Below are 15904 nucleotides of genomic sequence, written 5' to 3'. Positions count from 1 at the left end.
TCATTCCCCTGCCGTTGCCGAGGCATGTGCGGTGACGGCCTCGAAAAGGTAGAGGCCCTGGTCCACCAGTTCCTCCCGTGAGATCGCCAGCTCTCCGTTGAACCAGCTCAGCAGCATTTCGCTGACCGCGCCGACGACGGCCACGGACAGGGTGGCGGGGTCGATCCGGGAATCATGGAGCCCTTCCCTCAGGAGGGAGTCCACGAGACCGCTCATGCGGTGCAGGCCAAGACGCCGTTCGCGCGCCGTGAGAGGTCCGGCCCCCAGGGATTCCGCGAGTTTGACGCGCCCTTTTCTCGGGTCCTCCAGAGAAAGTCCGACGACGGCGTCGATCACGTTCCGGGCCCGGTCGCGCAGTGGCTGGTCCGTGGCGATGGCCTCGGCGCACCGGGTGATCTGCTCCTCGTAGATGTCCCTCATGAGCGCAGCCATCAGATCGTCGAGGGACGTGAAGCTCTCCGCGAAGTACCTGTCCTTCACCCCGGCGTGGCGGAGTACCGCGCGCATGGAGGTGTGGGCGTATCCCTGGCCGGCGAAGAGTTCGAGGCCGCTTTCCATCAGGCGCCGACGGCGGAGCGCGGCGCGCTCCTCCCCCGTGGCTCCGCCGTATGTCCTCATGAGATGCCACCTCTCCATCTGGTGACAGATTACCCCAGATGGGTGTAATGTCGCTTTTATTCAGATTCGTTTCCACCACCACGGATATCGCCATGGATCCCCACCATCTCTTCATCGGCGGACGCTGGGTACAGGCGTCCGGCGACCGTCACATCAACGTCGCGTCCGCGAGTACGGGCGATCATCTCGGTGCCGTGCCGGACGGTTCCCAGGACGACATCGACCGGGCGGTCGCAGCCGCTCGGGCCGCGTTCGACGCACCGGCCGGCTGGGCCTCCTGGGGCTCCGGGCAACGCGCGACGGCCATGATCCGTCTCGCGGACGCGCTCGACGCCAGGGCGGAGGCGACGTCCGCGGCCGTCAGTGTGCAGAACGGCATGCCGATCACTGTCGCCCGGTCCTTCGAGGGTGTGGTGCCGTCGGCCCTGCTGCGCTACTACGCGGGTCTGGCCGACAGCATGACGCCCGAGGAACTGCGCACCGGACTGCCCCGGGGCACCACGCTGGTCCGCCGGGAACCCTCAGGCGTCGTGGCCGCCATCATGACCTGGAACTTCCCGCAGACCATCGCCTTCTTCAAGCTGGCCCCGGCGCTGGCGGCCGGGTGCGCGGTCGTCCTCAAGCCGGCGCCGGAGACGGTCCTCGACTCGGTGCTGCTGGCGGAGGCGGTCGAGGAAGCGGGCATCCCCGACGGCGTGATCAACATCGTTCCGGGCGGCCGTGACACCGGCGCGTGTCTGGTCTCCCATCCCGGCGTCGACAAGGTGTCGTTCACCGGATCCACCAGAGCGGGTCGCCACGTGGCCGCCGCATGTGCCGAGTTGCTGCGGCCGGTGACATTGGAACTGGGCGGCAAGTCCGCCGCCGTCGTCCTCGACGACGCCGATCTCGCCGCGAACGCGCAGCAGTTCTTCATGGCCACTCTGCTCAACAACGGTCAGACCTGTTACGCGAGCACCAGGATCCTGGCCCCCCGCAGCCGGTATCGTGAAGTGGTCGAGTTCTGTACGGCGATGGCCCGTGACGCCGTTGTCGGTGACGCCCTCGACCCCGGCACGGAGATCGGCCCGCTCGTCAGCGAACGCCAGCGCGAACGGGTCCTGCGCTACATCAAGACCGGCCTCGACGAAGGGGCCCGGCTCACCACCGGAGGCGGCCGGCCGCCCGGCCTCGACCGGGGCTGGTTCGTCGAACCCACCGTGTTCGCCGATGTCGACAACGCGTCGACCGTCGCGCAGGAGGAGATCTTCGGCCCGGTCCTCACGGTCACGCCCTACGACGGCGAGGACGAGGCCGTGCGCCTGGCGAACGCGTCGGAGTACGGCCTCGCCGGCACCGTATGGACCTCGGACCTGGACCACGGAGCCCGGGTGGCCCGGCGGCTGCGGACCGGCACCGTCGGGCTCAACGGCTATCTTCCCGACCTCGCCTCTCCCTACGGGGGCAGGAAGGCCAGCGGACTCGGCAGCGAACTGGGTCCCGAGGGGCTGCACGCCTACCAGCAATTCCAGTCGATCTACCACCCCTGATGCTCACGGGGTGCGGGAACCACCATGAATTCCACCGGAATCGAAGGGTTCGACTACGTCGTCGTGGGCGCCGGCAGCGCCGGTTGCGTACTCGCCGACCGCCTGAGCCGCGACGACCGCGTCCGCGTGCTGCTCCTCGAAGCGGGCGGCCCCGACACCGACGAGCTCCTCCACATCCCGGCCGCGCTCGGCATGCTCTTCGGATCGCAGAGCGACTGGAGCTACCGGACGGTCGAGCAGACCCGGCCGGAACGCACGTTCTCCTGGCCCCGGGGCAGGACACTGGGCGGCTCGTCCTCCACCAACGTCATGATCTATGCCCGGGGCAACCGGCGCGACTACGACGGCTGGCGTGACGAGCACGGAGCGAAGGGCTGGGGCTACGACGACGTCCTGCCCTACTTCAAGAAGTCCGAGTCGAACAGCCGCCTCGGCGAGCCCTACCACGGTGCAGACGGCCCCCTGCACGTCGAGGACCGCGCCTACACCCACGAACTCTCACAGTCCTGGCTGGACGCGGCCGTGACGTGGGGACTGGACCGCAACGACGACTTCGCGGGTACGTCTCCCACCGGCGCCGGCCTGTACCAGGTGACCTGCCATCACGGGCGACGCTGGTCGACCGCCGACGCCTATCTGCGCCCGGCCCTCGGCCGGCCCAACCTCACGGTACGCACCGGTGCCCTGGCAACAAGGATCACGCTCGACGGACCACACGCGACCGGCATCACCTATCTCCACGACGGACAGGAGCGGACGGCCCACGCCGACAGGGAGGTTCTGCTCAGCGGCGGATCCGTCAACTCGCCCCAGTTGCTACTCCTTTCGGGCATCGGCGATCCCGCCGAGCTGCACGAGGTGGGGATAGACGTACGGGTCCCCCTGCCCGGGGTCGGGCGCAACCTCCAGGACCACTTGATGACTCCCGTGGTGTGGGAGACCCGGAACTCCACCGACCTCGTCCGGGACCTGCTCACCCCGGACAACCTGGAACGGTGGCGGGCCCACGGCGACGGCCCGTTCGCCTCCAACTACGGCGAGGTCGGCGCGTTCCTCGACGTCACGGACGGCCAGGACGGTCCTGACGTCCAGCTGATGGGAGGGGCCACGGCACTCATCCTCAGCGGTGAGGAAGGAACCGACCGGCCGGTGTTCACGGTGAACTGCGTGCCCCTGCACCCGCGGGCCCGCGGCACCGTCCGTCTCGCGTCGGCGGATCCGCAGGCCCCGCCGCTGATCGATCCCCGGTACTTCGACGTGCCCGCGGACACGTCGGTCATGGTCGCCGGACTCAGGGCGGTCCTGGGCATCGCCCACTGCGCACCGTTCGCCGAACACCTGGCGCGGTCGTACCTCCCGGCCGGTGACGACCTGGACCGTCTCGACGACCTGAGCGACGCGGCTCTCGAAGAGCACGTCCGCAGCTGGAGTGCCACGGCGTACCACCCCGTGGGCACCTGCGCCATGGGAACCGGACCCGACTCCGTAGTCGGTCCGGAGCTGGAGGTCCACGGAGTCGAGGGACTCCGTGTCGTGGACGCCTCGGTCATGCCGACCCTCACCAGCGGCAACACCAACGCGCCCACGATCATGATCGCCGAAAAGGCGGCCGAGATGATCGCCGATCGGCCTTTCTGAACTCGTCGGCACGGCTACCGCAGCTTCTCCTTCATCTCGTCCAGCTTCGCCAGGATCGGATAGCCGCTGACGCTCAGCGCGTTGCCGTGGCCGGTCTGGTGGATGTCGAAGACGGACTGGATCGCGGCGTAGAAGCCCTGGACGTCCAGGGTCTGGTTGACGGCGCGTTTGGCCTGGCGCAGGCCGAAGGCGGGCATCGCGGCGATCCGCTCGGCGAGTTCCCGGGTGGCCGTGTCCAACTCCGCGCGCGGGACGACCCGGTTGACCATGCCGACCCGCTCCGCCTCCTCGGCGGTCAGCGGGCGGCCGGTGAACAGGATCTCCTTGGCCTTGCGGGGGCCCAACTCCCAGGTGTGGCCGTGGTATTCGACGCCACCGATGCCCATGGTGACGACCGGGTCGGAGAAGAGGGCGTCCTCGGCGGCCACGATCAGGTCGCAGGGCCAGCACAGCATCAGCCCGCCGGCGATGCAGCGGCCCTGCACGGCGGCGATCGACGGCTTGGGGACGTTCCGCCAGCGCAGGGTGTACTCCAGGTAGCGGCGGTTCTCGGCGCGGTAGATCCACTCCAGGGTGATCTCGTCGGGGCCGGGCCAGCGGTCCTTGAGGTCGTGCCCGGCGGAGAAGTGCTTCCCCTCGGCGCGCACCACGACCACCTTCACGTCCGGGTCCTCGGCGGCCCGGGTCCAGGCCGCGTCGAGTTCGTCGAGGAGCGCGGCGTTCTGGGCGTTGGCGACCTCGGGCCGGTTGAGGGTGAGGGTGGCGATGGAGTCCTTCACCTCGTACAGGATGTGCACGGACGTCTCCTCAGCGTCGGGGCAGACCGAGCACGCGCTCGGCGATGATCGTGCGCTGGATCTCGGACGTACCGCCGGCGATGGTGCCGCCGAAGCTGCGGGCGAAGCGGTTGAACCAGCTGGCGGAGTCGTCGTCGAAGCTCATGTGGAAGTAGGGCGCGGTCCGTGCCGGGTGGTCAAGGCCGTCCGGTCCTGACGCCTCCAGGACGTGCTCCAGGGCGTGCTGGGCGGCCTCGGAGCCGAACACCTTCAGCACGGACAGCGCGGGCACGTCCTGCTCGCCCCGGGCGGCGCGGGCGAGCGCGGCCGAGCCGAGCAGTCGTAGCGCCTGGAGGTCCATGACCAGGGTGGCGTACCAGTCCCGCTGTAGGGCGTCGGTGGGCCGGAAGTCCCGTACGACGGCCTCCAGTCGCTCCGCCTCACCGAGCCACATCAGGGTGCGCTCGTGCCCGAGGGAGCCGTTCGCGACCCGCCAGCCCTGGTTGAGGGGGCCGACGAGGTTCTCGGCGGGGACCCGGACGTCGTCGAAGTAGACCTCGTTGAAGTCCCGGTCGTCGGGGCTGGTGTAGGAGGCGAAGGGGCGGCGGGTCACGCCGGGGGTGTCGGTGGGGATCAGCAGGACGCTGATGCCCTTGTGCTTGGGGGCGTCCGGGTCGGTGCGGACGAAGGCAAGGAGTACGTCGGCGTCGTGGGCGCCGGACGTCCAGACCTTCTGGCCGTTGACGGTGAAGTGGTCGCCGTCGAGGTCGGCGCGGGTGCGCAGGGAGGCGAGGTCGGATCCGGCGCCGGGCTCGCTCATGCCGAGCGCGGCGGTGAACTCGGCGCGCAGGATGGGCACGGCCCAGCGCCGCTTCTGCTCCTCGGTCCCGAAGGTGAGCAGGGAGGCGGCGATGATGCCGACGCCCTGCGGGTTGAAGCTGTGGCAGATCCGGCGCCGGGACAGCTCCTCGCGGTGGACGTACTGCTGGACGACGGTGGCGTTGCGACCGCCGAACTCGGGCGGGTTGCCGGGCAGCAGCCAGCCCTCGTCGAACTGGAGGCGCTGCCAGCGCCTGGCCCACTCGGGCAGGTGCGCGGTGGAGCGGGAGCGTTCGGCGGCCTCGGCCTCGGCCGGCAGGTTCGCCTCCAGGAAGGCCACGAACTCGGCCCGGAAGGCCTCCACTTCGGCGTCGAAGGACAGTCTCATACGACCTCCCCGGCGATCGAGTGCTCGGCGATGAACGCCCGGTGTTCGGCGGCCCCGCCCAGCATCAGCTCGCCCGCCTTGGCCCGTTTGACCGCGAACTGCAGGTCGTTCTCCCAGGTGTGTCCCATCGCGCCGAAGAGCTGCACGGCGTTGCGGAACACCAGGGCCTGGCACTCCCCCGCCGACGCCTTGGCCATCGAGGCGGCCAGGCGGCGGCGCGGGTCGTCCTCGGCAATGGTGAGGGCGGCGAAGTAGGCGAGGGCGCGGGCCCGTTCGACGGCCACGTGCATGTCGGCCGCCTTGTGCTGGACGGCCTGGAAGGAACCGATGGGCGCGTCGAACTGCCGTCGGCCGCGCACATGGTCGAGCACCAGGTCCAGGGCGCGGCGGCAGGCGCCGACCATGGTCAGGGCCATGCCGGTGAGCGCGATGTCCCGGGCGCTGTCCGGATCCGCCCCGCCACGGTCGCTTCCGCCCACCCCGACCCGCTCGAAGGTGACGTCGGCGAGGTGCAGGACGGGGTCGAGGACCGGGGTGCGTACGGCGCTCGCCGCGCCGGCCGGTACGACGAAGACGCCCGCGTCGGTGACCACGGCGAAGTGGTCGGCCCGGTCGCCGTCCAGTACGTGGCGGGCGGTGCCGTCGAGGACCCAGCCGCCGTCGGTGGGCCGCGCGGTGACGCCTTCGTAGACGGCCGTGCCGGACTGGCCGGGGTCGCCGAACCCGGGGGCGAGCGGGGCGAATCGGGTGAGCGTCGCCAGGTAGGGGGTGGGGTCGGTGGCCCGGCCCAGCTCCTCCAGGACGATCGCCAGTTCGACCGCGTCGGCCGGGTCGGTCAGCTCGGTCCAGCCGAGGTCCGCGTACGCGCGCCACAGCGGGGCCGGGTCGGCGCCGTCGTCCACGACGGCCCGCACCAGGGCGGGCGGGCACTCCTTGAGGACGGCCTTGTGCACGGTGTCCTGCCACAGCCGTTGCTCGGCGTCGAACTCGAACAGCATCCCGACGGCCTCCCGCGGCGAGAATCGGTGAGAATCGACGAGGATCGACGACGATCGGCGAGAATGCGATTCTCCTCAGGTGGAATTCGAAGTCTCCTCCAGATCTCCGACGGTGTCCAGACTGGATACAGATGCTTGTCGGTGGGCTGCAGTAATGTTCTCCTCATGGCACAGAAGGCGGAGCAGCCCGTGAGCACACCGACCGAGGAACCGGCCTGGAAGCAGCGCGCGGTCGAGCGTTCCACCCAGGCGGCGAAACGCCGGGCGGAGCAGAGGGTGGAGCGGTTCCTCGACGCGGCCCAGGCGATCATGGCGGAGAAGGGCACGACCGACTTCACCGTGCAGGAGGTCGTCGACCGGTCCAAGCAGTCGCTGCGCAGCTTCTACCAGCACTTCGACGGCAAGCACGAGCTGCTGCTCGCCCTGTTCGAGGACGCGATGAGCAAGTCCGCCGACCAGTTGCGGGCGATCGCGGCGGAGCAGTCCGCCCCGCTGGACCGGCTCAGGGTGGTCGTCCAGGAGCTGTTCGAGAGCTCGCGCCCCGACCTGACCGGCCGGCAGCGTCCGCTGTTCAGCGACTTCGCGCTGCGCCTGCTGGTCTCACACCCGGCCGAGATGCGGGTGGCGAACGCGCCCCTGCTGACGCTGTTCACCGACCTGATGCAGGAGCTGGAGGACGCGCACCTGCTCCGCGAGGGCTTCAAGCCCAAGCGGGTGGCGGCGCTGACCATGCAGACCGTCATGTTCAACGCCCAGTCGAGCGGCCAGGACGCGGCCCACCCGCTGACCGCGGACGAGATCTGGGACTACTGCGCCAACGGGATCACCAGCGACTGAGCCAGGCGAGAGCGCCAGGCGAGAGCGCCGTTCTCATATCTGGATAGTGGGACTACCCTCACGGGCATGCCACTTGCCGTGAGTGAACTCTGGGACGACCTTCTGCACTGCCTCGACCTCCGGGGGCACGACGAGAAGACCGGCCCCGTCTACGAGGCGGGCAACCAACGACTCGGCTACCACCGCCTGTTCGGCGGGCAGTTGCTGGCCCAGTTCGTCCGGGCGGCTCAACTGAGCTGCCCGGGCAAGGGCGTCAAGTCCCTGCACGCCCTGTTCGCGCGGGCGGGCCGGCCGGAGGAGCCCGTCCGCTACGAGGTGGAGCGCCACCACGACGGCGGTTCCTTCGCCGCACTGACCATCGTCGCCCGGCAGGCGAAGGGCGTGGTGGCCACCGCTTCGGTGTCCCTGCACATCCCGGAGGACGGCCCGGCCCGGCAGACGGTCCCGGCCGTGCCCGCACCGCCCGGCCCCGAACACCGCACGGATCTCCACCCGATCCCCTGGGAGACGCGGGCCGCCACCGACCTGGACACCCCGGTCGCCGAACCGCCCGAGTACGACGTGTGGATGCGCCTCCCGGCCGACGGGGCGGCGGAACTGGCCCCGGCGCTCACCGCCTACGCCACCGACCTGACCCTCATCGGCACCGCCCTGCGCCCCCTGGCCGGTATCACCCAGCACGACTCCGGCACGGCGTTCGCCTCCGCCGTCACCTCGCACACGGTCTGGTTCCACCGCCCGTTCGGCGCCGACGGCTGGCTGCTGCTGCGCCAGCACAGCCCGGTCCTCGCGCACGGCCGCTGCTTCGGCCGGGGCGACGTCCTCACCGAGGACGGCTCCCTCGTCGCGTCCTACGCCCAGGAGGCCCTGCTGCGCTTCACCGGGGAGCCGGCATGAGGCCGTACCGGGTCGTCCAGTGGGCCACCGGCACGATCGGCGCCCGCTCTCTGCGCGGGATCATCGGGCACCCCGGCCTCACGCTGGCCGGCGTGTACGTCCACACCCCGGCCAAGGCGGGCCGCGACGCGGGCGAGTTGTGCGGGACAGGACCGACCGGGGTCACCGCGACCCGCGACGTCGGGAACATCCTGTCCCTGGGCGCCGACTGCGTGCTCTACGCGCCACTCACCTGCGATGTCGACGAGGTGTGCCGGCTGCTGGCCTCGGGGGCCAACGTGGTGACCACGCGGGGCGAGTTCCACCATCCGGGGAGCATGGATCCCGACGTACGCGCCCGGGTCGAGGAGGCGTGCGCACGGGGTGGCAGCTCGATCCACAGCACGGGCAGCAGCCCCGGGTTCATCACCGAGGCGGTGCCGCTCGTGCTGACGTCCCTGGCGCGGCGCCTCGACAGCCTGACCATCGACGAGTACGCCGACCTGTCCCGACGCCCCTCCCCCGAGCTGCTGTTCGGGGTGATGGGCTTCGGCGTGGCACCGGCGGAGTTCGACGAGCGGCGGCTGTCCGGGGCCCGTACCAGCTTCGGTCCGTCGCTGCGGCTGGTCGCGGACGCGCTGGGGATGCCTCTCGACTCCCTTGAGGCATCGGGCGAGTTGGCGACCGCGCGCCGCCCGGTCCGCATCGCCGCGGGCGAGTTGGCCGCCGGTACGGTCGCGGCCCAGCGGCTCGTGGTGACCGGGGTGCGGGCAGGCCGTCCACTGCTGCGTTTCCGGGCCACCTGGTACTGCACCAGGGACCTCGATCCGGCCTGGGACCTGGGGGACACGGGCTGGCATCTCTCGGTCGAGGGCGACGCCCCGCTGGAGGTCGGCATCCGGTTGCCGGTGCCGCTCGACCGGATGGCCGAGGTGTCACCGGCGTACACGGCCAACCGTGCGGTCAACGCCGTGCCGGTGGTGTGCGAGGCGGCACCGGGGATCCGTACGACGCTCGATCTGCCGCAGATCACGGCGGCTCCGGCGTAACCCGCCGGAGCCGCGCGGCCCCCATGGCCGGCGTCAGGGCGCCGGTACCTCCACCACCATCGCCGACCCCATCCCGCCCCCGGCGCACATCGACGCGACGCCGATCCCGCCGCCCCGGCGGCGCAGTTCGTGCACGAGCGTGACGAGCATGCGGGCGCCGGTGGCGGCGACGGGGTGGCCGAGGGAGCAGCCGCTGCCGTTGACGTTGACCCGGTCGGGGTCGAGGCCGAGGAGGCGGACGGCGGCCACGGTCACCGAGGCGAAGGCCTCGTTGATCTCGTAGAGGTCGACGTCCGCGGTGGTGAGTCCGGCGCGGGCGAGCGCCTTCGGGATGACCTTGACGGGTGAGAGCCCGGTCTCCGCGGGGTCCACGCCCACCGACGCCCAGGACCGTACGGTCGCCAGCGCGGTCAGGCCCTGCGCGGTTGCCGTCGCCTCGCTCGCGACGACCAGGGCCGCGGCCCCGTCGTTGCCCCCGCAGGCGTTGCCCGCGGTGATGCTGAAGCCGTCGATCTCCGGGTGCAGCGGCTTGAGGGCGGCGAGCTTCTCCAACGAGGTGTCACGGCGCGGGTGTTCGTCGACCGAGAAGCGGCCGTGCGGCGTGTCGACGGGGACGGTCTCGGCGTCGAACCGGCCCTCGTCGATGGCGCGTACGGCGTTGCGGTGCGAGCGCAGCGCCCAGGCGTCCATCTCCTCGCGGCTGACGCCGGCCCGCTGGGCGACGTTCCAGCCGATGGTGATCGACATGTCGCTGTTGGGGGCGTCCGGGCGGTCGGGGTGGGTGGGCGGCATCCAGGGCTCGACCCAGGCTCCGTCGACACGGAAGGCCGACTTCGGGGCCGTGGAGGCGGAGTTGACGCCTCCCGCGATCACCAGTTCGTCCATCCCGGCGCGGATGCTCGCGGCGGCGTCGGCGACGGCGGCCAGACCGGCGGCGCAGTGCCGGTTGACGGCCACCCCCGGGATCCCGGTGAGCCCGGTGGTCAGGGCGGCGTGCCGGGCGAGGACGCCGCCGCCGTAGAGGCCCTCGCCGAGGATGACGTCGTCGACGCCGTCCGGGTCGAGCCCGGCCGCGGCGGCCCCGACGATGTGGTGGGCCAGTTCGAAGGCGGTGGTGTCGCGCAGGGTCCCCTTGCGGGCGGTGCCGACGGGGGTGCGCAGGGCGGACACGATGACTGCCTCGGGCATGGAGGTCTCCAACTCGGCGGGCCGGACAGGGATCTCAGCACACTGCGAGAATGCTACTCTCCTCATACTAGAACCATGTATCCCTGGGAGGGGAGTCGCGATGCGGGTTCAAGGGGCGTCAGCGGTCGTGGTGGGCGGGGCCGGAGGTCTGGGCGAGGCGACCGTCCGCCGGCTGCACGCGGCGGGAGCGTCCGTGGTCGTCGCCGACCTCGCCGACGAGAAGGGCAAGGCCCTGGAGGAGGAGCTGGGGGTCCGGTACGTGCGCACGGACGCCACCGACGAGAGCCACGTCCTTGCGGCGCTCGGGGAGGCGGAGTCGCTGGGCCCGCTGCGGATCTCGGTGGACGTGCACGGCGGTCCGGCGAGCGGCGGCCGGCTGGTCGGCAGGGACGGCGAGCCCCTCGACCTCGCCGGGTTCCGGCGGACCGTCGACATCTACCTGACCGGCGTCTTCAACGTCCTGCGGCTGGCCGCCGCCGCGATGGCCCGGCAGGAACCCGTGGACGAGGACGGCGGCCGGGGGGTCGTCGTCAACACCGCGTCGATCGCGGCCTACGAGGGCCAGATCGGGCAGCTGCCGTACGCGGCGGCCAAGGGCGGGGTCGCGGCCATGACCCTGGTGGCCGCCCGCGACCTGTCCCCGCTCGGCATCCGGGTGGTCACGGTCGCGCCGGGCACGTTCCTGACGCCCGCCTACGGCAAGGCCGGCGACCAGCTGGAGGAGTACTGGGGGCCGCAGGTCCCGCACCCCCGGCGGATGGGCCGCTCCCCCGAGTACGCGGCCCTCGTCCAGCACATCTGCGAGAACGACTATCTCAACGGCGAGGTGATCCGCCTGGACGGGGCGCTGCGCTTCCCGCCGAAGTGAACCCTGCCCTGGGGCGCCCGCCTCACTTCTCCCGGTTCGTGAGGCGGGCGAGGGTGTCCCTGAAGTCGTCGGTCTGGAAGGACTGTTCCTCGGCGGTCGTGGCGTAGTCGAGGGTGGCCAGGACCGCGCGTTCCAGGTGCAGGTTGAGGATGCGTTTGGTGCTCTCCGCCGCCTGCCGGGGCAGTCCCGCGATCCGCTTGGCGCAGGCGGTCGCCTCGGCGAGCGGATCGGCCACGACGTGGTTGGCCAGGCCGAGGGCGACGGCCTTCTCGGCCGGGATACGGGCGCCGGTGAGCGCGTACTCCTTGGCGAGCAGCAGGCTGGTGTGCAGGGGCCAGGTGAGCGGGCCGCCGTCGGCCGCGACCAGGCCGACCTGGACGTGCGGGTCGGCGAGGTAGGCGGACTCGGCCATGTAGACGATGTCGCTGAGCGCGACCAGGCTGCAACCGAGGCCCACGGCGGGGCCGTTGACCGCGGCGACGACGGGGACCCGGCAGCGGACCATCCCCAGCACCAGGTCCCGGCCGTGGGCGATGGTCCTGGCCCGCAGGTCGGGATCCTGTCGGATCTCGTCGAGGTAGCCGAAGTCACCGCCCGCCGAGAACGCCGTTCCCGCCCCGGTGAGTACGGCGGCCCGCGCGTCCCGGTCGTCGGCGAGCCGGGGCCAGAGCCGGGCGAGGCCGGTGTGCAGCGGGTCGTTGACGGCGTTGAGCGCGTCGGGCCGGTTGAGGGTGATGATCCGCAACGGCCCGTCCGCGCGGACCTCGATCTCCGCAGGCATGTCGTACATGTGCTGACCGTCCGTCATGTCAGGCTCCCAGTCCGAGGATCCGCGAGGCGATGATGTTCTTCTGGATCTGCGAGGTGCCGCCCATGACGCTCTGCGCGCGGCTGTAGAGGTAGGTGTGCAGAAGTTCCGGGTCGTCGGTGCCGCCGACGGCCAGGGCCGCGTGGCCCACCGTCTGTTCGGTCCAGGTCATGAGGAGCTTGTCCAGGGAGCCCTCGGGGCCGTGGGAGACGCCGTCGAGCTGCTCGGAGAGCCTGCGGCGCACATGCAGGCGCAGCATCTCCGTCTCCACGACCGCCCAGGCGAGCTCGGGCGGCGGGGGGCCAGGGGTGCGGGCCACGAGGTCGCCGACGATCTTCCCGTAACGGGCCGAGAAACCGAGGGTGGAGGGTTCGCGCTCGTGTCCGACGACGGTCATGGCCAGCGCCCAGCCCTCCCCCGGCGCGCCGACCATCTGGTCCGCGGGCACGGTCGCGCCGTCGAACAGGACCTGCCCGAACTCCTTGGTCACCCCGCTCATCATCTTCAACGGGCGCTGTTCCACGCCGGGTTGGTCCATGGCGACGACGAACGCGGAGATGCCCCGGTGGCGGGGTGCGTCCGGGTCGGTGCGGGCGAGGAGCAGGCACCAGTCGGCGACGTCGGAGTAACTGGTCCAGATCTTGTGGCCGTTCACCACATAGGTGTCGCCGTCTCGGGTGGCGCGGGTGGTGAGGGAGGCGAGGTCGGAGCCGGCGCCGGGTTCGCTGAAGCCCTGGCACCAGCGCTCGGTGCCGTCGATCATGCCGGGCAGGAAGCGGCGGCGCAGTTCCTCGCTGCCGTGCCGGCCGAGGCCCTGGACGAGGTAGCCGAGGCTGGGTCGGGCCGGGGCGCCGGCGCGGACCAACTCCTCGTCGAGGATGACGTCGTAGACCGGCGGGAGGTCGTGGCCACCGTACCGCTCGGGCCAGGAGAGGCCGAAGAATCCGGCCGCGTGCAGGGCGCGGTGCCAGTCGCCCTGGCGGGCCCAGTACGCGTCGCCGGAGGTGGGGAAGGCGCCGGCGTGCTCGGCCAGCCAGGTGCGCAGGCGGTCGCGGAAGGCGGCCTCCTCGGGAGCGTCACGAAAGTCCACGGTCGATCTCCTCCAGGCGCACGGGGAACAGGTCGGCGGACGTCAGCGCCCGGCGCAGATGGACATGGGCGAGACACTCCCAGGTGTTGCCGATGCCGCCGTGCACCTGGACGGCGGTCTCGCAGACGGTGCGGGCGGCGCGGGCGCAGTAGAGCTTGGCGATCCGGGCGGCCCTGAGGGCCTCGGCGGGCGGCAGTTCGTCGACGGCCCAGGCCGCGTGCCGCAGGACGCTGACCGAGCCCTCGATCAGGGCCAGTCCTTCGGCGAGGAGATGGGCGACGGCCTGGTAGGAGCCGATCGTCCGGCCGTACTGTTCGCGGATCCTGGCGTAGTCGCAGGCGAGGGTGTGCGCGCCGCGGGCCGCGCCGACGAGGTCGGCGGAGGTGGCGACCAGGGCCAACGCCCGCCAGCGGTGGGCCGCTTCGGCGGTGACCGTGCCGATCTCCTCGGGAGCCCCGCGCAGTTCGGCGGTGCGGCGGGTCAGGTCGGCGCCGGCGGCTAGGGGGCCGATGTCGGCGGACAGCACCCCGTTGCCCACGAGGGCCAGGGCGTGCCGCATGCCACGCGTGTCCCAGGCCCGTCCGGTCACGGAACCGGTCGCCGAGCCGGGCACGGCCACGGCCACGGTCGCCGAGGAGAGCTCGGGGGCCAGGCCGTCGGCGAGCACCGGCCCGAGGAACGGTACGTCGACCAGTCCGCGCCCGAACTCCTCCACCACCAGGGCCACTTCGACACCGGAGGCGCCGTCCGAGCGCAACGCCCGCCAGCCGGTGGCCTCGACCGCCTTCTCCAGCCGGGCGACCCGGTCGGCGTCGTCCAGTGCGAGGACCGAGCCGGGGCCCAGGTCATCAGCCAGGCGAGCTGCCGCGTCCCGGAGTTGGCGTTGCTCAGCTGTCAGCCGTACGTCCATCGCGCTCCTTGAGATGCCCTGCCTTGGGAAGCTCTTCCTTGGGAAGCTCTTCCTTGACCAGCCGTTCCTTGAATGCCTGCTCCTTGAATGCCTGCTCCTTGAGAACCTGCTCCTTGAGCACTCGCCGCAGCACCTTCCCCGAGGGCAGGCGCGGGATCTCGGTCACGAACTCCACGCGGCGCGGCCGTTTGTAGGAGGCCAGCCGGCTGCCGACCAGGTCGACGAGTTCGGCTGCCTCGACGGGCGCGGCCCGCCGTACCGCCGCCACGACCGCCTCCCCGTCGGCGCCGTCGGGGACGCCGAACACCGCACAGTCGGCGACCGCCGGATGACCGTGCAGGACGGCCTCGACCTCGGCTGGGGCCACCTGGAAGGCCCGCACCTTGATCATCTCCTTCGAGCGGTCGGTGAGGTACACCCAGCCGTCCGCGTCGACGCTGCCGACGTCACCGGTGCGGTACCAGCCGTCGTGCAGGGCGTCGGCCGTGGCCTCGGCCGGCAGGTAGCCGGCCATCAGGGACGCGGAGCGCACCTCGACCTCCCCGGTCTCGCCCGGGCCGACCGGCTCCCCGGTGTCCAGCGAGACGACCCGCAGGCGCACCCCGGGGACGGGACGCCCGGGCGTGTCCAGCCGGGCTCCGTCGAGCGGGTTGCAGGCGATGACGGGCAGCTCGCTCGCCCCGTAGGCGGGCACCCAGGCGACGCCCGTCCGCCGGGTCACCGTCTCGGCGATGCTCGGGGTCACCGGCGTGGCGCCCCACATGATGTACCGCAGCGAGGACAGGTCGTATGACTCCAGTTTCGGGTGGGAGGCGAGGGCGAGCGCGATCGGGGCGACGGCCATCTCCACGGTGATGCGGTCCAGTTCGATGTGGTGCAGCAGCCGGTCCAGGTCGAAGCGGCGGTGCAGCCGCAGCCGGGCGCCGGTTTCGAGGGCCGTGACGATGTTGAGCAGGCCCAGGATGTGCGAGGGCGGGGTGGCGATCTGCAAGCGGTCGCGGGCGGTCAGGCCGAGGGCGTCCCGCCAGTGGCGGACGGCGGCGGCCAGCGAGCCGTGGGTGTGACGGACGGCCTTGGGCATCCCGGTGGTGCCCGAGCTGAACACCAGCACCGCGTCGGCGTCCTGGTCGACGGGCACCTCGTCCGCCCGTCCCGGCACGATCGGCTCGTCCAGGTGCAGCATAGGCATCAGGCCGTCGAGCACCGGGTGGTCGCCTACGGCTTGGTCCGGTTCGGTGACGGCCAGGGCGTGCTCCACCTCGCCCCGCTTCCAGGCCGGGCTGAGCAGGACCACCGCCGCGCCCAGCCGCCAGACGGCCTGTACGGCGATCACGAACTCGGGCCGGTTGGACGACATCAGCGCCACCCGCTCCCCCGCCCGCAGCCCCCGCCGGGCCAGTGTCCCGGCCAGCCCGTCCGCGAGCGCGGTCAGCTCGGCTCGGCTGTACTCCCGGTCCTCGAAGACCAGCGCGGCCCGTTCGGTCATCTCTCGCTCCCGCCCGTTGAGAGGGT

At 71.6% G+C, this 15904-nt stretch carries 15 protein-coding genes; 6 read left to right on the top strand and 9 right to left on the bottom strand.

Annotated features, from left to right (window positions below; all coding sequences use genetic code 11):
- A complete protein-coding gene (locus AB0D74_RS36500; protein ID WP_362596491.1) occupies positions 1-618 on the bottom strand; it encodes a TetR/AcrR family transcriptional regulator in 618 nt (205 codons plus the stop codon).
- Positions 619-710: 92 nt separating this feature from the next.
- Here AB0D74_RS36500 and AB0D74_RS36495 point away from each other — a divergent pair, with 92 nt between their 5' ends.
- On the top strand, positions 711-2147 hold the full coding sequence (locus AB0D74_RS36495; RefSeq protein WP_362596489.1) for an aldehyde dehydrogenase: 1437 nt from the start codon (positions 711-713) through the stop codon (positions 2145-2147).
- 24 nt (positions 2148-2171) lie between these two features.
- Positions 2172-3785 (top strand): GMC family oxidoreductase N-terminal domain-containing protein, encoded by a 1614-nt coding sequence (locus AB0D74_RS36490; protein ID WP_362596487.1) that lies wholly within the window; start codon positions 2172-2174, stop codon positions 3783-3785.
- Positions 3786-3799: 14 nt separating this feature from the next.
- Here AB0D74_RS36490 and AB0D74_RS36485 read toward each other — a convergent pair whose 3' ends face one another.
- Genes AB0D74_RS36485 through AB0D74_RS36475 form a run of 3 tightly spaced genes read right to left on the bottom strand, consistent with a single transcriptional unit; the run spans position 3800 to position 6766 of the window.
- Complete coding sequence (locus AB0D74_RS36485; RefSeq protein WP_362596485.1) at positions 3800-4582, bottom strand: enoyl-CoA hydratase; 783 nt, start codon at positions 4580-4582, stop codon at positions 3800-3802.
- Positions 4583-4592: 10 nt separating this feature from the next.
- A complete protein-coding gene (locus AB0D74_RS36480) occupies positions 4593-5768 on the bottom strand; it encodes an acyl-CoA dehydrogenase family protein (RefSeq protein ID WP_362596483.1) in 1176 nt (391 codons plus the stop codon).
- Positions 5765-6766 carry an acyl-CoA dehydrogenase family protein gene (locus AB0D74_RS36475; protein ID WP_362596481.1) on the bottom strand — a complete coding sequence of 334 codons (1002 nt, stop codon included), beginning with the start codon at positions 6764-6766 and terminating at the stop codon, positions 5765-5767. Before AB0D74_RS36475 ends, AB0D74_RS36480 begins: the two co-directional genes overlap by 4 nt.
- Before the next feature lie 165 nt (positions 6767-6931).
- Between AB0D74_RS36475 and AB0D74_RS36470 the strand changes: the two genes are divergently transcribed.
- The 3 genes from AB0D74_RS36470 to AB0D74_RS36460 all read left to right on the top strand — a co-directional run bounded on the left by AB0D74_RS36470 (position 6932) and on the right by AB0D74_RS36460 (position 9528).
- Positions 6932-7603 (top strand): TetR/AcrR family transcriptional regulator, encoded by a 672-nt coding sequence (locus AB0D74_RS36470; RefSeq protein ID WP_362596479.1) that lies wholly within the window; start codon positions 6932-6934, stop codon positions 7601-7603.
- A gap of 66 nt (positions 7604-7669) precedes the next feature.
- Positions 7670-8500, top strand: coding sequence for an acyl-CoA thioesterase domain-containing protein (locus tag AB0D74_RS36465; RefSeq protein WP_362596477.1), 831 nt, complete (start codon positions 7670-7672; stop codon positions 8498-8500).
- Complete coding sequence (locus AB0D74_RS36460; protein WP_362596475.1) at positions 8497-9528, top strand: dihydrodipicolinate reductase; 1032 nt, start codon at positions 8497-8499, stop codon at positions 9526-9528. The genes AB0D74_RS36465 and AB0D74_RS36460 overlap by 4 nt, the downstream gene beginning before the upstream one ends.
- Positions 9529-9561: 33 nt before the next feature.
- Here AB0D74_RS36460 and AB0D74_RS36455 read toward each other — a convergent pair whose 3' ends face one another.
- The gene (locus tag AB0D74_RS36455; RefSeq protein WP_362596473.1) at positions 9562-10716 is read right to left on the bottom strand and encodes a thiolase family protein; all 1155 of its coding nucleotides are present in this window, start codon (positions 10714-10716) and stop codon (positions 9562-9564) included.
- Positions 10717-10816: 100 nt separating this feature from the next.
- Here AB0D74_RS36455 and AB0D74_RS36450 point away from each other — a divergent pair, with 100 nt between their 5' ends.
- A complete protein-coding gene (locus AB0D74_RS36450) occupies positions 10817-11584 on the top strand; it encodes an SDR family NAD(P)-dependent oxidoreductase (RefSeq protein WP_362596471.1) in 768 nt (255 codons plus the stop codon).
- A 22-nt stretch (positions 11585-11606) separates the two neighbouring features.
- Here the strand turns inward: AB0D74_RS36450 and AB0D74_RS36445 are convergent, their stop codons facing one another.
- From AB0D74_RS36445 to AB0D74_RS36430, 4 genes are read right to left on the bottom strand one after another with little or no spacing between them, the layout of a single operon-like run.
- The gene (locus AB0D74_RS36445) at positions 11607-12392 is read right to left on the bottom strand and encodes an enoyl-CoA hydratase/isomerase family protein (RefSeq protein ID WP_362596469.1); all 786 of its coding nucleotides are present in this window, start codon (positions 12390-12392) and stop codon (positions 11607-11609) included.
- Position 12393: 1 nt separating this feature from the next.
- Positions 12394-13482: an acyl-CoA dehydrogenase family protein gene (locus AB0D74_RS36440; RefSeq protein WP_362596467.1), complete on the bottom strand. Its 1089-nt coding sequence runs from the start codon at positions 13480-13482 to the stop codon at positions 12394-12396.
- Positions 13469-14392, bottom strand: coding sequence for an acyl-CoA dehydrogenase family protein (locus AB0D74_RS36435; RefSeq protein ID WP_362596465.1), 924 nt, complete (start codon positions 14390-14392; stop codon positions 13469-13471). The genes AB0D74_RS36440 and AB0D74_RS36435 overlap by 14 nt, the downstream gene beginning before the upstream one ends.
- Positions 14370-15878 carry an AMP-binding protein gene (locus AB0D74_RS36430; protein WP_362596463.1) on the bottom strand — a complete coding sequence of 503 codons (1509 nt, stop codon included), beginning with the start codon at positions 15876-15878 and terminating at the stop codon, positions 14370-14372. Before AB0D74_RS36430 ends, AB0D74_RS36435 begins: the two co-directional genes overlap by 23 nt.
- Positions 15879-15904 lie beyond the last annotated feature (26 nt).

This window comes from Streptomyces sp. NPDC048278, assembly GCF_040652195.1.
GTDB lineage: Bacteria > Actinomycetota > Actinomycetes > Streptomycetales > Streptomycetaceae > Streptomyces.
The sequence above is the reverse complement of the archived record's forward strand: the minus strand, read 5'-3'. Positions and strand labels throughout refer to the sequence as shown.

Excerpts from the sequence above, each read along its gene's own strand:
- AB0D74_RS36490 (WP_362596487.1), top strand. The coding sequence starts at position 2,172 with ATGAATTCCACCGGAATCGAAGGGTTCGACTACGTCGTCGTGGGCGCC.
- AB0D74_RS36470 (WP_362596479.1), top strand. The coding sequence starts at position 6,932 with ATGGCACAGAAGGCGGAGCAGCCCGTGAGCACACCGACCGAGGAACCG.
- AB0D74_RS36450 (WP_362596471.1), top strand. The coding sequence starts at position 10,817 with ATGCGGGTTCAAGGGGCGTCAGCGGTCGTGGTGGGCGGGGCCGGAGGT.
- AB0D74_RS36480 (WP_362596483.1), bottom strand. The coding sequence starts at position 5,768 with ATGAGACTGTCCTTCGACGCCGAAGTGGAGGCCTTCCGGGCCGAGTTC.
- AB0D74_RS36430 (WP_362596463.1), bottom strand. The coding sequence starts at position 15,878 with ATGACCGAACGGGCCGCGCTGGTCTTCGAGGACCGGGAGTACAGCCGA.
- AB0D74_RS36475 (WP_362596481.1), bottom strand. The coding sequence starts at position 6,766 with ATGCTGTTCGAGTTCGACGCCGAGCAACGGCTGTGGCAGGACACCGTG.
- AB0D74_RS36460 (WP_362596475.1), top strand. The coding sequence starts at position 8,497 with ATGAGGCCGTACCGGGTCGTCCAGTGGGCCACCGGCACGATCGGCGCC.
- AB0D74_RS36495 (WP_362596489.1), top strand. The coding sequence starts at position 711 with ATGGATCCCCACCATCTCTTCATCGGCGGACGCTGGGTACAGGCGTCC.
- AB0D74_RS36435 (WP_362596465.1), bottom strand. The coding sequence starts at position 14,392 with ATGGACGTACGGCTGACAGCTGAGCAACGCCAACTCCGGGACGCGGCA.
- AB0D74_RS36455 (WP_362596473.1), bottom strand. The coding sequence starts at position 10,716 with ATGCCCGAGGCAGTCATCGTGTCCGCCCTGCGCACCCCCGTCGGCACC.
- AB0D74_RS36500 (WP_362596491.1), bottom strand. The coding sequence starts at position 618 with ATGAGGACATACGGCGGAGCCACGGGGGAGGAGCGCGCCGCGCTCCGC.
- AB0D74_RS36445 (WP_362596469.1), bottom strand. The coding sequence starts at position 12,392 with ATGACGGACGGTCAGCACATGTACGACATGCCTGCGGAGATCGAGGTC.
- AB0D74_RS36465 (WP_362596477.1), top strand. The coding sequence starts at position 7,670 with ATGCCACTTGCCGTGAGTGAACTCTGGGACGACCTTCTGCACTGCCTC.